This is a genomic window from Microbacterium sp. cf046 (assembly GCF_900114345.1).
Classification (GTDB): domain Bacteria; phylum Actinomycetota; class Actinomycetes; order Actinomycetales; family Microbacteriaceae; genus Microbacterium.
This window is the reverse complement of record NZ_FOZJ01000003.1, coordinates 1,099,547-1,113,898: the sequence shown is the minus strand read 5'-3', so window position 1 is coordinate 1,113,898 and position 14,352 is coordinate 1,099,547. Positions and strand designations below refer to the sequence as shown.

Sequence of the window (14,352 nt, the reverse complement as noted above, 5' to 3'; positions counted from 1 at the left end):
CGACTACGACGATTCGAGGCGCGCAGGGGCACGAAAAAGGCGCTGTCTACAACAGACAGCGCCTTGGCGCCACGGCAATGCCGCGGCATCCACTCGCGTGATGCCGAAGGACGAGGCGTCCAAGCGCATCCATGGTTCGGATGCGTGGTGTGCAGCCCATCAGCTCCCCTCCGCTTCTCTCAGCGTCGGGTTTCAGGCTAACGCACGCGTCGCGGATCGGGGCCGCAGCGCCAGGTGAACGACACGGGGCGTGTCGAAGGACGGATGCCGAAGCATCCGCCCTTCGGAGGAATCAGGCTCAGCCCGCGTTGGCCTGCAGCCAGGCCCAGGGGTCCACGACCGTGCCGTTGATGTGGATCTCGAAGTGCACGTGGCACGCGGTGGAGCTGCCGGTGGAGCCGACGAGGCCGATAAGCTGGCCCGCCTGCACGGCCTGGCCGGCCTCGACCTGACGGCTGCCGTAGGTCATGTGGCCGTAGAGGCTGTTGACGGACTGGCCGCCGAGCACGTGGTCGATCGAGATCGCGACGCCGTATCCGCCATAGCTCTCCTGCGAGACGCTGACGATGCCGGCTGCGGTGGCGTAGATGGGCTCGCCGCACGAGGAGAGCAGGTCGACGCCCTGGTGGTAGCCGGAGTCCCACAGACCGCGTCCGAGGGTGAAGTTCAGGATCGGCCAGCGCACCTCGCCGGTGCCGGGCGAGACCAGCGCGATGTTGACGGGGAGCCCCGCGGAGACCGACGAGCTGAGGCGCGCGCGGGCGGCGGCGGCTTCCGCGGCGGCGGCTTCGGCCTTCTTCTGGTCGATCTCGGCCTGGGTGGTCGCGGAGTAGCTGTCGCGAGCGAGCTCGGTGTTCGCCGAGTCGGAGGCGACCACGAGCGACTGAGCGTCGTCGGCCGCAACCTGCTGGAGCGTGAGGGCATCCGCCGGGGCGCGCCAGGCGCCGTATGCGGGAAGCGCGACGGTGGCGACGAGCCCACCGACCATCGCGAGGATGACGAGACTGCGGACGGGGCGGGCCTTGCGACCTGAGGGACGGCGTGCCGGCGCGGTGCGCGGGGCCTTCTCCTTCTTGGGTCGCGTCGCCGCGGACTTGCCGAGCACGGATCGCGGCGCAGGAGCGGTTCGTCCGCGGGCACGGCGCGTGAGACTCGTCTCGTCGCTGTGGGGCTCGTTCGCGGACGAATTTATGTCTTCAGCCAATGGGGGTCCTCCGGCGCCTCTGCGCTGTGGGGCGCTGGCTCGTCGGCATTCGGTGTTCGGGGCACGATATGCGGGCTTGACCACGCGGACGACGAGCCGGTGAGGCAATCCGTGTGGAATCCGACGGCGGGCTTCTCGCCTGTGGACACTTTCACGCTACCCGAAGGTAACGAATATGTCACGTTGAGGGCCTGGCAAGTGCCTGGGCGTGTCGTGTGTGCGGCGTGTCGGGCGCCGCACACGCCCTGTGCGCCGTGTCGGCGGCCGGGTTCTTCAGCGCCGGTCGTCGACCAGGAAGATGTGCGAGGCGACTTCTACGGGCAGCTCGAGACCCTCGTCGTTGCCGTCCATCTGCACGAGCACGTAGCCCTCGCTGTAGCGGTAGTCGCCGGACGCTCCGGGCATCACGCCGGCGCCCTTGAGTTGCTGCAGCAGCTCGGGGTCGACCTGCACGGGTTCGGCCAGGCGCCGCACGGTGCCGGTGATCGGCCCGCCGTTCTCGTTCAGCCGGCGCACGAGCCCGATGACGCCCTGCTCGAACTCCTTGGCCGGCATGTCGCCCAGCTGGGCGAGCCCGGGGATCGGGTTGCCGTACGGCGACTCGGTGGGGTGGCCCAGCAGCTCGACGAGCCGAAGCTCGACCTGCTCGCTCATGACGTGCTCCCAGCGGCAGGCCTCTTCGTGCACGTACGCCCAGTCGAGGCCGATCACATCCGAGAGCAGCCGCTCCGCGAGCCGGTGCTTGCGCATGACGTCGACGGCCTTCTGACGGCCCGCATCCGTGAGCTCCAGCGTGCGGTCGTCGGAGACCACGACGAGGCCGTCGCGCTCCATCCGACCCACGGTCTGCGACACCGTCGGTCCGGAGTGGCCCAGTCGCTCCGAGATACGCGCACGAAGAGGAACGATCGCCTCTTCCTCGAGCTCGAGGATCGTGCGCAGATACATCTCTGTCGTGTCGATCAGGTCGGTCATCATGCCTCGCAGACGCGGAATCGGTGCAAGGCCAGCCTATCCAAATCCCACCCCTGCGAGGCCGGGCTGCAGGGCCGCGCGGCCGCGCGCCGGCGGCCCGCGGGCGCGACGAACGCCACCCCTTCGCAGCGATCACGAGAGGATGAGACCGAGCAGGTGAGGCTACTTGCGGTGCGTGGCTTCGCTGACGTCGTTGCCGGCGCGGTGTTCGACCTTCGCCTTCTTGGCGGCACGCTTCTCCTTGAGCGTGCTCGACGCGGCGGTCTTGCTCGATGACTTCTTCGGGGACTTGTCTGACACGGTGACGCCCTCTGTTCGGGAGCCCGACCGGGCCCCGTGCCGCAACCCTAACCCGCGCCGTGCACGCGTGCTTCACGCGGTGTCACACGGACAGGGGCGCCGATCGACCCGACCGTAGAATCGAGGGATGCCGCACCTCGTGATTCCGAGTGACCTCCTGCCCGCCGACGGACGCTTCGGCTGCGGACCGTCGAAGGTGCGTGACGCGCAGCTGGAGGCGCTGACGGCTCGCGGAGCGGCGCTGCTGGGCACCTCGCACCGCCAGGCGCCGGTCAAGAACCTGGTCGGCGACGTGCGCTCCCACCTCGCGGACCTGTTCCGCATCCCCGAGGGCTACGAGGTGATCGTCGGCAACGGCGGATCGACCGCGTTCTGGGATGCCGCCGCCTTCGGCCTGATCGAGCTGCGCAGCCAGAACCTCGTGTTCGGCGAGTTCGGGGGCAAGTTCGCCGCCGCCGCGAAGGCGCCGTGGCTCGAGGCACCCGACGTCCGCGAGGTGCGAGCAGGCACCCGCACTTCGGCTGAGCCCGTCGAGGGCGTCGACGTGTACGCCTGGCCCCACAACGAGACCTCCACCGGCGTCTCGGCGCCGATCGCCCGCGTGCACGGCGACGACGGCGCGCTGACCGTGATCGACGCGACCAGTGCCGCCGGCGGCATCGAGCTGGACATCGCGCAGACCGACGTCTACTACTTCGCTCCGCAGAAGAACCTGGGCTCCGACGGCGGCCTGTGGTTCGCCGTGGTCTCGCCCGCCGCCATCGAGCGGATCGAGCGGGTGGCGGCATCCGGCCGGTACATCCCCGAGTTCCTGAGCCTGAAGAACGCGCTCGACAACTCGCGCCTGAACCAGACCCTCAACACCCCCGCGCTGTCGACCCTGTTCCTGCTGGACGAGCAGCTGCAGTGGATCCTCGGCAACGGCGGCCTCGCGTGGGCCGATGCCCGCACGCGCGAATCCTCCGGCGTACTGTACGACTGGGCCGAGGCCTCCGATGTCGCGACGCCGTTCGTCGCCGACCCCGCAGACCGCTCCCCCGTGGTCGTGACGATCGACTTCGACGACACCGTGGATGCGGCATCCATCGCCGCCACGCTGCGCGCGAACGGCGTGGTCGACACCGAGCCGTACCGCAAGCTCGGCCGCAACCAGCTGCGGGTCGCGACCTTCGTCTCGATCGAGCCCGACGACGTGCGTCAGCTCATCCGCAGCATCGACTTCATCCTCGCGAACCGCTGACCCGCCGCGGACTCAGCGGGCGAGCTCCTCGGGCACGGGCCTGGGCTCGAAGCCGGCCGCGATGACCCGAGCCCGGTCGTGTCGCAGGCACGCGACGGAGCGCGCGGGGTCATCCCCCTCGACGCGCGTCGAGGTCAGTTGCGGTTCGACCGAGTGGCACGGCTCCCATGCGAACGGGCAGCGCGCCGCGTAGGGGCACCCAGGGGGCAGATTGGACAGATCCGGCGGCGAGCCGGGGATGCCCGTCAGCTCTCGCCGCGCGCCGCGCAGCGGCGGGAAGGAGTGCAGCAGCGCGTCCGAGTAGGGATGCCGGGGCCGGCGGTAGAGGTCCTGCGCGGTCGCGTCCTCCACGATCTCGCCGGCGTACATGATCGCAATCCGGTCGGCGATCTCGATGAGCAGCGACACGTCGTGCGTGATGAAGATGACCGAGAAGCCGAGCCGGTCGCGCAGCTCGGCGATCTGCTCCACGATCTGCCGCTGCATGACGACATCCAGGGCGGTGGTGGGCTCGTCCATGATGAGCACCTGCGGCTCGAGGGCGAGCGCCATCGCGATCATGACCCGCTGGCGCATGCCTCCCGAGAGCTGGTGCGGATACGACCGCAGCCGGTCCGGCGCGATGCCGACCATCTCGAACAGCTCGGCCGCGCGCTCCTCTGCACGCTTCGGCGACCATTCCGGGCGGTGGGCGATGATGCCGTCGACGATCTGCCTGGCGACGCGGTAGACCGGGTTCAGCGAGTTCATCGCGCCCTGGAACACGATCGCCATGTCCTGCCATCGGGAGGCGCGCAACTCGGCATCGTCCAGGGACAGGATGTCGGTGCGCACCCCGTCCCGGCCGGTGAACCACACCTGGCCGCCGGTGATCAGTCCCGGCGGAGGCAGCAGACGCGTGGCCGCATACGCGAGCGTCGACTTGCCGCATCCCGATTCCCCTGCGAGCCCCAGCACCTCGCCTCGCCCGAGCGTAAGCGACACCTGTCGCAGGACGTGCGTGGGATCGTCGTCGAAGCCGTAGTCGACGGAGAGGTTGCTGATCTCGAGCACCGGATCGGGAACGGTCGCCCGTTCGAATCGTGCTGGCGCGGTCAGGCTCATGCGCGGTCCTCCCGAGCCTCGCGGACGACCGGGGTGAACCCGATGCGAGGCTGGATGCCGCGCTTGCGCAGCGAGCGGGCGTTGAGCCCGGTGGAGCGCAGGCGCGGGTTGACGAACTCATCGATGCCGAAGTTGATCATCGTGAGCGACATGCCCAGCAGCGCGATGCACAGGCCGGCGGGCACGAACCACCACCACGCGCCGCGCTGGAGCGCGAGCTGCTGCTGCGCCCAGTAGAGCACGACGCCCCAGTTCCATTCGCTGCCGGTGCTGATGCCGATGAACGACAGCGTGATCAGCGAGAGGACGGCGAACGCGACGGTCCCGATGAACCCGGACGCGATGATCGCGGTCAGGTTCGGCAGGATCTCGGCGGTGATGATGCGCCACGTGCTCTCGCCGTTCGCGCGCGCCGCCTCGACGAAGTCGCGCCGTCGGAGCGAGAGGGTCTGAGCGCGCAGCACGCGAGCGCCCCACGCCCACCCGGTGATCGCGATCACGAGGGCCACGGTGATGCCGCCGGCGCTCGGCAGCTGGCCCGCGATGATGATGATGAGCGGAAGCTGCGGGATCACGAGGAACACGTTCGCGAGCACCGAGAGGCCCTCGTCGCCGAACCCGCCGATGTAGCCGGCGGTGACCCCGACGATCACGCCGATCCCGGTCGCGACGATGCCTGCCACGAACCCGACGACCATCACCGGCCGCGTGCCGACGAGCAGCTGCGAGAACACGTCCTGCCCGAGGTGCGTCGTGCCGAACCAGTGCTCCCACGACGGCGGCTGCAGGATGGCGTCGCTGCGCGCGCTCGGGTCGTACGGGGCGATCCATGGTCCGATGACCGCGATCAGCAGGAAGAACGCGAGGATCAGCATCCCCGCGATCGCCTTGCGATTGCGCAGGAACAGGAACCGGCGCTTGGTCGACGTGGATGACGGCGCCGTGGCGTCGAGGCTCACCTCCGCCGACTCTTCGACGATCGAGGTGTCGATGGTCATCTCAGCCCTCCTGACGGGTGCGCGGATCGAGGAAGCCGTAGGCGACGTCCGCGGCGATGTTGGCCAGCAGCACCGCGATCGTGATGATGAGGAAGATGCCCTGCATCAGCGGGTAGTCCTTCGCGGCGACGGCGGTGAACAGGTAGTAGCCGATGCCCTGGTAGGAGAAGACGATCTCCATGATGAGCGTTCCGCCCACGATGAAGCCGAGCGAGAGCGCGAAGCTCGACAGCTGCGGCAGGATCGCGTTGCGGGCGGCGTAGCCCAACCGCACGCGACGCTCGGACAGGCCCTTGGCCTGCGCGACCGTGACGTAGTCCTCGGACGAGACCGTGACCATCATGTTGCGCATGCCGAGGATCCAGCCCGAGATCGAGGCGACCACGATCGTCAGGGCGGGCAGCGTGCCGTAGTAGATCACCGACCCGATGAACTCCCACGACAGCTCGGGCACCATCGAGCGGTTGTAGCTGCCGGATGCGGGGAACCAGCCCAGGGTGACCGAGAAGATCGAGATCGCTATCAGCGCGAGCCAGAAGTACGGCACCGACGAGAAGAACGTCGAGATCGGCAGGAGCGAGTCCGCCCACGTGCCGCGGCGCCAGCCGATGCCGGTGCCGATGAGCGTGCCGACGGTGAAGCTGATCACGGTGGCGATGCCGACGAGTCCGATCGTCCAAGGCAGCGCGGTCTGGATCACATCGATGACCGGCGCCGAATACGTGAACGAGCGGCCCAGCTCGCCGTGCAGCAGCAGGTTCCAGTAGTTGAGGTACTGCTGCCAGAGCGACACGTCCTGATCGAGTCCGAACAGCACCCGCAGCGACTCGGCGGCCTCCGGCGAGATCCGGCCCTGGTTCTTCGCGATGAGGGCGCTCACCGGGTCGCCGGGCATGATCCGCGGGATGAAGAAGTTGATCGTCACCGCCGCCCAGAAGGTGATGACGTAGAAGATGAAGCGCCGGACGAAGTACCTCACGGGCGGGCCCCCTCTGTGGCGGCATCCCCGTCGAGGATCGCGCTGACATCGATCGCGGGTCGCTCGCCGTACGTGTCGAGCACCGAGCCGAGCACCGGCCGGTCGTCCCGGTCGGAGTACCCCCAGCACGCGGCTTCGCGGCCCTCGCCGACCGGCATGAGCGGCGGCGTCTCGGTGCGGCACACCTCGGTGGCGAACGGGCAGCGCGGATTGAAGCGGCATCCGCTTGGCGGGTCGACGAGACTCGGCGCCTCGCCGCGCGCCCCGCGCGCCCGGGCCTCGAGGTCGTCCGGGTCGGGCGCCGAGCGGATCAGCAGCTGGGTGTACGGGTGCTTCGGATCCTGCGTGACCGACTCCGAGTCCCCGGTTTCGACCACACGACCCGCGTACATCACCATGGTGCGGTCGGCGAAGTACCGGGCCGAGGCGATGTCGTGCGTGATGTACAGGATCGCGATGCCGAGGCGGTCGCGCAGGTCGCGAAGCAGGTTCAGGATGCCGAGCCTGATCGACACGTCGAGCATCGAGATCGGCTCATCGGCCAGGAGCACCTCGGGGTTCGCCGCGAGCGCGCGTGCGATCGCGACCCGCTGGCGCTGACCGCCCGACAGTTCGTGCGGGAACTTGTCGATGTAGCGCTCGGCGGGGGTGAGCTGCACCCGGCCCAGCAGCTCCGCGAGCGCCGCCTCGAGCTCATCGCCGCGGAGCCGGCCGCGATGGATGCGCAGGCTGCGGGTGAGCACGTAGCGCACGGTGTGCACCGGGTTCAGCGACCCGAACGGGTCCTGGAAGATCATCTGCACGCGGCCGACGTAGCGCCGGAACGCCCGCTGCCCACGTACGCGCGCGTCTTCGCCGTGCAGCAGGATCGTGCCCGAGGTCGCCGGCATGAGCTGGGCGAGCAGCCGGGCGATCGTGGACTTGCCCGAGCCGGACTCGCCGACGAGCGCGACGACGCGGCCCTTCTGCAGCTCGAGGTCCACGTCGTCCACCGCGTGCACCACGCGCCGCCCGCGATGGCGGAAGTGCTTGCTGAGCTGCACGGCCTGGAGGACCGTGGCGGCGTCGCCGGGGAGGATGCGGCCGTAGCCGACGCGATCCGGGGGGAGGGAGGTCATGGCATCACAGTCGTGGGAGTCGGAGGGATCGGTACGGCGGGCGCGATCTCGCACCCGCCGTACCGATTCTGGTCGTCGGCCGCGCCGGTTACTCCGTCGGCACGAGCTTGGACAGGATCAGCGCCGCCTGCGGCCCCGTCGGCTGCGGGTTCGCGTACGGGTCATCCGCGGTCGGGAACCCGGTGTAGTTCGCCGTCGAGTACTGCGCGACGGCGGGACGCGACCAGATGATCAGACCCGGCACGTCCTCGACGAAGCGCTGCTGCACCACATCGAGAGCGGCCTGGACGTCACCCGTTCCGGTCTTGAACTCGCCGAGCGCCTTCGTGACCTCGTCGTTCTGGTACCGGCCGAAGTTCCACGTCGCCGTCTCACCGAGCGGCACGTACGAGGCGCCGTCCATGATGTTCGAGTACATGTTCCACGGCGTGGTGCCGCCGTCGGTCCAGTGCAGCGACGCCTGGAAGTTGCCGAACGGGATCGTGTCGTTGAACCACGTGTCCGCGACGATGGGCTCGACGGTGGCCTCGGCCCCGAGGGACTTCGCTCCCTCGGAGATGATGCCGAGCGCGTCGAGGTAATCGGTCCAGCCCGACGGGTTGGTCAGCACGAACGAGACCTTCTCGCCGTCGGGGTCGACGAGCGCCTCGCCGTCCCACGTGTAACCGGCATCCTCGAGGATCGCCTTCGCGCCGTCGACGTCGACCGACAGGTTCTGGCCGGCGTACGCCTCCGAGATGTACGCGTCGCCCGAGGGCTGCGGCAGACCGGTGACGCTCGTGATCTCGGGCCACACGCCGTAACCGGCGGTCTTGGAGATGTCGGAGCGGTCCACGACCATGTTCAGCGCCTGGCGGAACGCCGGGTTGTTGAACGGCTTGGTCTCGTTGTTGAGGTAGAGCACGTCCACGCCGAAGCCGCCGCCGGCGACCTGGTGGTTGTTCTCCGGGTCCTTCGCGATGTAGGTGTTCTCGTAGTCGGGGATGAACACCCAGCCCCACTGCGCCTCACCCGTGGTCAGTGCGGTGGTCAGTCCGGTGTTGTCGTTGAACGCGTCGTAGCGCAGCTCGGCCACCTGCGGCTTCGTGCCCCAGTAGTCCGCGTTCGGCTCGAGCGTCACCGACTGGGGGGTGAACGTCTTGAGCTTGTACGGGCCGGTGCCGATCATCTCGTCGTCTGTCCAGGTCACCGCATCCTGATCGGCCCAGAGGTGCTCGGGCACGATGAGGAGCTTGTAGAGCTTCGCCTGGTTGACGAACTGACCCGACGTGAACCCGACGGTGACCTGGTTGCCGTCGACCGAGATGTCGCCGTACTGATCGGGGAAGTCCGCGTTCAGCTCGGGGTTGTCCTTGCGGAGCTGGATCGAGAACGCGATGTCGTCGGCCGTGAAGTCCTCGCCGTCCGACCACTTGACCCCCTCGCGTGCGGTGATGACCGCCTGCGTGGAGTCTTCGTTCCATTCGACCGATTCGGCGAGCCAGGGAGTGGGGGGATCCGTCGGCGTGACGTCGTTGACCTGCATGAGCGACTCGTACACCGCGAACGCGTAGCCGAGCGAGAGGGATGCCGAGCCGGTGGCGAGCGGGTTCTGGTTGGGCTGCTGAGGCCCGTTGGGCATGCCGACGGTGAGCACCGCGTCGGACGTTCCGCCGTTCGAGCCGCCTCCGGCGGCGCATCCGGTGGCGATGAGGGCCAATGCGGCCGCACCGGCGAGGAGTGTTGCGATCCTGCGCGTTTTCATGAAATGCCTCCTTGCATCTGGGGTGATTCCGGGGTTGTGGGATGGAGTTCAGCCGTCGACCGTATGCACGGCTTCGAGGCGGAGATCTCGGCTGGATCGACCGACCGAGACGCGGTATGCGCCGGGCGGGGTGATCCAGTCCGAGGCATCCGTCGACCAGCTCTGCAGTGAGCGCCGTTCGATGAGGATGTCGATCGTGGCCGTCTCGCCCGCCGCCACATCGGCGACGGCGAAGCCGGCGAGCCACCGCACGGGACGGTCGGGGTCGGACCCGTCCGCAGACAGGTACACCTGCACGACCTCGCGGCCGTCCCGTGCGGAGCGATTGGTGATGTCCACTCGGGCGAGCAGACCACCGCGATCCGCTGCCGCTACAGCGAATCGGTCGTACGACCACCGGGCGTACCCGAGTCCGTATCCGAACTCGCGCGCCGGCGTGAGCCCGCGGCGGTCCCAGGCACGGTGGCCCACGTCGAGGCCTTCCGTGTACCGGATCGAACCGTCGACGGGCGTCCCGTGCGGCACCGGCACGTCGGCCATGTCGGCGGGCAGCGTCCACGGCAGCCGGCCGGACGGCTCGATCTCTCCGGTGAGGACGGCAGCGAGTGACGCGCCCGCCTCCTGGCCGGGCAGCCACCACCACAGCACCGCCGCGACCTCGTCCAGCCATGGCAGCAGCACGGGCGCGCCCGCGTTGACCACGACGATCGTGTTCGGGTTCGCCGCAGCAACCCTGCGGACGAGTTCGTTCTGCCGCCCCGGCAGCTCGAGATCGGGCCGGTCCCAGCCCTCCGACTCCGTCTCGGGGTTGGTGCCGACCACCACGACGGCGACATCGGCCGCGGTGGCGGCGACGACGGCGTCGGCGATCTCCTCGTCGAGGCTCCGACCCGGCGCACGGTGGCGCAGGTGAGCGCGGACGAAGCGACCGTACGCCTCGGCATCCACGATCTGCGCGTCGATCTCGACGCTCACGGTCAGCGCCTCCTCGACGTCGAGGTCGACCAGATGGGCGGGCGGGTTGTGATAGCTGGAGTCGAGCACGACCTCGGAGCCGACCACACGCGTGGACTCGCCGATCTGCACGCCGTCCACCCGCACACGGTGCGCCCCGACCGGGGCGATCTCGATCGTGTGGCGTCCTGGAGCGTCGAGCGCGATGTGCGTGCTGGCCCGCACCGCGGTCGCACGATCGTGGATCGGGAGCCACAGGGCCGCGGCATCCGGCACGATCGTCGACGCAATGCACGCACCGCCATCGTCGAACTGCTCGACGAGGATCCCGGGGTCGCCGTCGGGGGTGCGCACCTCGGATGCGGCGAGGGCCGGCGCACCGACGGTCGTCGAGCCGCCGCGGTGCAGCGTGACCGCGGCGTCGGGGAACGCGGCGCGCAGAGCGTCGAGGGGCTGCGAGACATGCGGAGGCGTGACGAAAGCGCTGCCGCCGCCCTGGACGAACGGCTCGACGGCGTTGTGCCCGATGAGGGCGATGCGGCGGGCCTCGGCGGGGTCGAGGGGCAGGATGCCGCGCGCCCGCGGAGCTGCCGTGTCGCGGACGCTGTTGCGCAGCACGACCGTCGCCCGCGCCGCGGCTTCGCGCAGGAACGCGACGACCTCGGGCGAATCGGGGTCGGGCCCGGCGTCTCGGGGCTCGGCGCCGGCGAGCGCGCCGACGCGGCCGGCGAGCCGCAGGATGCGGGCGACCTTGTCGTCGATGACCGACTCGGGCACGCGGCCCTCACGCACGGCGGCGACGAGCTTCTCGCCCCACGGTCCGCCCGGACCGGGCATAACGAGATCCAAGCCCGCCGATGCCGCAGCATCCGTGTCACGGGTCGCGAGCCAGTCGCTCACCACGACGCCGTCGAAGCCCCACTCGTCCTTCAGGATGCCGCGCAGCAGGCGTTCGTTCGCGGTGGCGGTCGCCTCGACCCCGTCGATCGCGATCCCGTTGTAGGCGGCCATGACCGTCCATGCGCCGGCGGCGACGAGGGCTTCGAACGGAGCAAGGTAGACCTCGCGCAGGGTGCGCTCGTCGATCCGGGCGATGTAGCTCGTGCGCTCGGTCTCGGTCTCGTTGCCCGCGAAGTGCTTCACGGATGCCGCCACCCCCGCCTCCTGGAGGCCGGTGACGTACGCGGTGGCGAGCCGGGCGGTCAGAAGCGGGTCTTCGGCGAGGCACTCGAAGTGGCGTCCGCCGACCGGGCTCCGCTGCAGGTTCACGACGGGAGCGAGCACGACATCGACGCCCTTGCGACCCGCCTCGCCCGCGATGAGCCGTGCGATCCCTCGCTGCAGTTCCTCGTCCCAAGTTGCCGCGGTCGCCGACGGAGCGGGCAGCTGCGCCGAGGCGAGTCCGTCCTCGCCGGTGCCGCGGACGCCGATCGGTCCATCCGAGAGCACGACCGGGCGCAGACCCAGCTCGGGCATGGCGGCGAGCGCCCAGGTGGTCGCGCCGGTCAGCAGCTCGACCTTGCGCTCGAGCGGAATCTGCTCGGCGGCCGCGATGACCTCGCTGGTGTCGAGGTCACGGGTGGTTGCCGTCGGGGTCACGCCTATACTCCATTCACACACCTCGCCCTCGAGGTGCGTGGCCATCGTTGCACACTTACTTACATGTCAGTAAGTTAAGCTCAGTAACGGTTGAGTAACGGAGCGATAGGAGCACGCATGGCGACGGACACTCGCACGTCCGCCCCCTCGGAGGCCGGTCCCCCGCGCGTTCCCAAGCCCCAGGCACGCACGCTGGAGCGACGGGAATCGGTGCTGCGCGCAGCGATGTCGGTGTTCGGTCAGCGCGGCTACAACAAGGGCGCGCTGGTCGAAGTGGCCGAACAGGCGGGCATGACCCACGCGGGCGTGCTGCATCACTTCGGCAGCAAAGAGGCCCTCCTCGTCGCGATGCTGCAGTATCGCGATGGCGAAGAGGCCGCCGGCGTCCCGGGCCGCGCGCAGACCGAGGGGCCTGCCTTCCTCGGGCACATGCTCGACACCGTGACGGAGAACATCTCGCGCCCGGGCGTCGTGCAGACCTACACGGTGCTGTCGGCCGAATCGGTCACCGAGGGGCATCCTGCGCAGAGCTACTTCCGCAACCGCCTCACCGGACTGCGCGACAAGATCGCAGGGGTGCTCGCGGAGGTCACCGGTCGTGATCCCGACGACATCGAGGTCCGCGACGACGCGTCCGCGCTGATCGCGCTCATGGACGGGCTCCAGGTGCAGTGGCTGCTTGACCCCGACGCGGTGGACATGCCGCGCATCGTCGAGAAGGTCATGGACGAGCTCGTCGACCGGCTGACCACGCGCGAGGAGGCGCCGCCGTTCCCGCGGCCGCGGGATTGAGCCTCAGGGGTCGCTGAGCGCGCTCCGTCAGGACTCTGGAGCGTGGGCCTCGTCGGGATCTTCGTCCTCGGACTCTTCGTCCTCGGACTCTTCGTCGTCGTCGGATGCTTCGTCGTCGGACTCTTCGTCGTCCTCAGACCCTTCGTCCGCGTCCTCGTCGGGATCTTCGTCCTCGGACTCTTCGTCCTCGGACTCTTCGTCGTCGTCGGATGCTTCGTCGTCGGACTCTTCGTCGTCCTCAGACCCTTCGTCCGCGTCCTCGTCGGACTCTTCGTCCTCGTCGAGGTCGTCCGAATCCTCGTCATCGGAGTCGTCCACGTCGTCGGACAGCTCGTCGATGTCGACGCCGTCCACGTCGCCCGAGTGCAGGATCGGAGACCCGTCGTCGTCGAAGTCCGACGCGTCGAGGTCGTCCACGTCGTCGAGATCGTCGTCCTCATCGTCGTCGCCGAGCCCGAGGTCGTCGGTGGCCAGACCCTCCGCGGCGAGCGCCGCCTGAGCCGCCTGGTACTCGGCGAGTCGCTCGGCCCACGGCAGCCAGTCCGGTGCGGTCAGCGACCCCTCGCCCGGGGTCAGTTCGACCTCGAGCACCGTGGGAGCGGCATCCGGAACCTGAGCCAGGCTCACGGTCCAGAACCAGCCCGGGTATCCCGGCATCCGGTTCGCGAATCGCAGCGTCAGCACTCCGTCGGCATCGACCGCCGAATCGGTGGGGTCGCCGATCGTCGACGCGGGCGTGATCTCACGCAGCGCTGCGAGCGCGAGCTCGCGGGCGACCGACGGATCGATCGGCTCGGATGCCGCAGCGGCAGTCTCGGCCGTCTCAGTCTCGACGCCCTCGGCGTCGGCTGTGGGCTCCGTCTCGAGCGGCGACTCGGTCTCTGCGGTCGGATCGATCTCAGGCGTCGAAGTCATCGGCGACCTTGCGGAGCACGGCGGCGACCTTCTTGCCGTGCGAGCCGCTCGGGTAGCGACCGCGGCGGAGGTCTCCGCCGATCCCGTCGAGCAGCTTCACGAGATCCTCAACGATGATGGCCATGTCATCGGCCGGCTTACGCTGCGCCTTGGACAGGCTCGGAGGCGCCTCCAGGACGCGCACGGACAGCGCCTGCAGACCCTTCTTGCCGTCCGCCACACCGAACTCGAGGCGAGCTCCGGCCTTCAGCGTCGTGGTTCCCGCAGGCAGGGCGGTGGCGTGCAGGAAGACGTCCTGGCCGTCATCGGAGGCGATGAAGCCGAACCCCTTCTCCTCGTCGTAGAACCTGACCTTGCCGGTGGGCATGGGAACCTCGCTGGGTTGTGCGCCTCGCGTCGCGGGCACGGTGGAACGGGGATCGATCGATCC

Annotated in this window: 13 protein-coding genes; 2 read left to right on the top strand and 11 right to left on the bottom strand. The window is 69.3% G+C overall.

Annotated elements, in window-relative coordinates:
• Window positions 1–298: 298 nt before the first annotated feature.
• The 3 genes from BM349_RS17615 to BM349_RS18825 all read right to left on the bottom strand — a co-directional run bounded on the left by BM349_RS17615 (window position 299) and on the right by BM349_RS18825 (window position 2,479).
• Window positions 299–1,204 carry a M23 family metallopeptidase gene (locus BM349_RS17615; protein ID WP_091708870.1) on the bottom strand — a complete coding sequence of 302 codons (906 nt, stop codon included), beginning with the start codon at window positions 1,202–1,204 and terminating at the stop codon, window positions 299–301.
• Window positions 1,205–1,477: 273 nt separating this feature from the next.
• Window positions 1,478–2,179: an iron-dependent transcriptional repressor DtxR gene (locus tag BM349_RS17610; RefSeq protein ID WP_091709487.1), complete on the bottom strand. Its 702-nt coding sequence runs from the start codon at window positions 2,177–2,179 to the stop codon at window positions 1,478–1,480.
• 162 nt (window positions 2,180–2,341) lie between these two features.
• Entirely contained in the window at window positions 2,342–2,479 is a 138-nt protein-coding gene (locus BM349_RS18825) for a hypothetical protein (protein WP_175525355.1), read from the bottom strand.
• A 127-nt stretch (window positions 2,480–2,606) separates the two neighbouring features.
• Between BM349_RS18825 and serC the strand changes: the two genes are divergently transcribed.
• Window positions 2,607–3,719: a phosphoserine transaminase gene (gene serC / locus BM349_RS17605; RefSeq protein ID WP_091708867.1), complete on the top strand. Its 1,113-nt coding sequence runs from the start codon at window positions 2,607–2,609 to the stop codon at window positions 3,717–3,719.
• Between the two features lie 12 nt (window positions 3,720–3,731).
• Here serC and BM349_RS17600 read toward each other — a convergent pair whose 3' ends face one another.
• The 6 genes from BM349_RS17600 to BM349_RS17575 form a co-directional block, all read right to left on the bottom strand.
• Entirely contained in the window at window positions 3,732–4,823 is a 1,092-nt protein-coding gene (locus BM349_RS17600; RefSeq protein WP_091708866.1) for an ABC transporter ATP-binding protein, read from the bottom strand.
• Complete coding sequence (locus BM349_RS17595) at window positions 4,820–5,821, bottom strand: ABC transporter permease (RefSeq protein WP_091708863.1); 1,002 nt, start codon at window positions 5,819–5,821, stop codon at window positions 4,820–4,822. Before BM349_RS17595 ends, BM349_RS17600 begins: the two co-directional genes overlap by 4 nt.
• Before the next feature lies 1 nt (window position 5,822).
• Entirely contained in the window at window positions 5,823–6,800 is a 978-nt protein-coding gene (locus tag BM349_RS17590; RefSeq protein ID WP_091708861.1) for an ABC transporter permease, read from the bottom strand.
• The gene (locus BM349_RS17585; protein WP_091708858.1) at window positions 6,797–7,918 is read right to left on the bottom strand and encodes an ABC transporter ATP-binding protein; all 1,122 of its coding nucleotides are present in this window, start codon (window positions 7,916–7,918) and stop codon (window positions 6,797–6,799) included. The genes BM349_RS17590 and BM349_RS17585 overlap by 4 nt, the downstream gene beginning before the upstream one ends.
• An 88-nt stretch (window positions 7,919–8,006) precedes the next feature.
• The gene (locus BM349_RS17580; protein WP_091708856.1) at window positions 8,007–9,662 is read right to left on the bottom strand and encodes an ABC transporter substrate-binding protein; all 1,656 of its coding nucleotides are present in this window, start codon (window positions 9,660–9,662) and stop codon (window positions 8,007–8,009) included.
• A gap of 48 nt (window positions 9,663–9,710) precedes the next feature.
• A complete protein-coding gene (locus BM349_RS17575) occupies window positions 9,711–12,260 on the bottom strand; it encodes a beta-glucosidase family protein (RefSeq protein WP_091708853.1) in 2,550 nt (849 codons plus the stop codon).
• 72 nt (window positions 12,261–12,332) lie between these two features.
• On the opposite strand from BM349_RS17575, the gene BM349_RS17570 reads away from it, so the two are divergent.
• Window positions 12,333–13,007 carry a TetR/AcrR family transcriptional regulator gene (locus BM349_RS17570; RefSeq protein WP_091708851.1) on the top strand — a complete coding sequence of 225 codons (675 nt, stop codon included), beginning with the start codon at window positions 12,333–12,335 and terminating at the stop codon, window positions 13,005–13,007.
• A gap of 27 nt (window positions 13,008–13,034) precedes the next feature.
• Here BM349_RS17570 and BM349_RS17565 read toward each other — a convergent pair whose 3' ends face one another.
• Window positions 13,035–13,922 (bottom strand): DUF3027 domain-containing protein, encoded by an 888-nt coding sequence (locus tag BM349_RS17565; protein ID WP_091708848.1) that lies wholly within the window; start codon window positions 13,920–13,922, stop codon window positions 13,035–13,037.
• Window positions 13,906–14,289: a cold-shock protein gene (locus BM349_RS17560; protein WP_091708846.1), complete on the bottom strand. Its 384-nt coding sequence runs from the start codon at window positions 14,287–14,289 to the stop codon at window positions 13,906–13,908. The genes BM349_RS17565 and BM349_RS17560 overlap by 17 nt, the downstream gene beginning before the upstream one ends.
• Window positions 14,290–14,352: the final 63 nt, after the last annotated feature.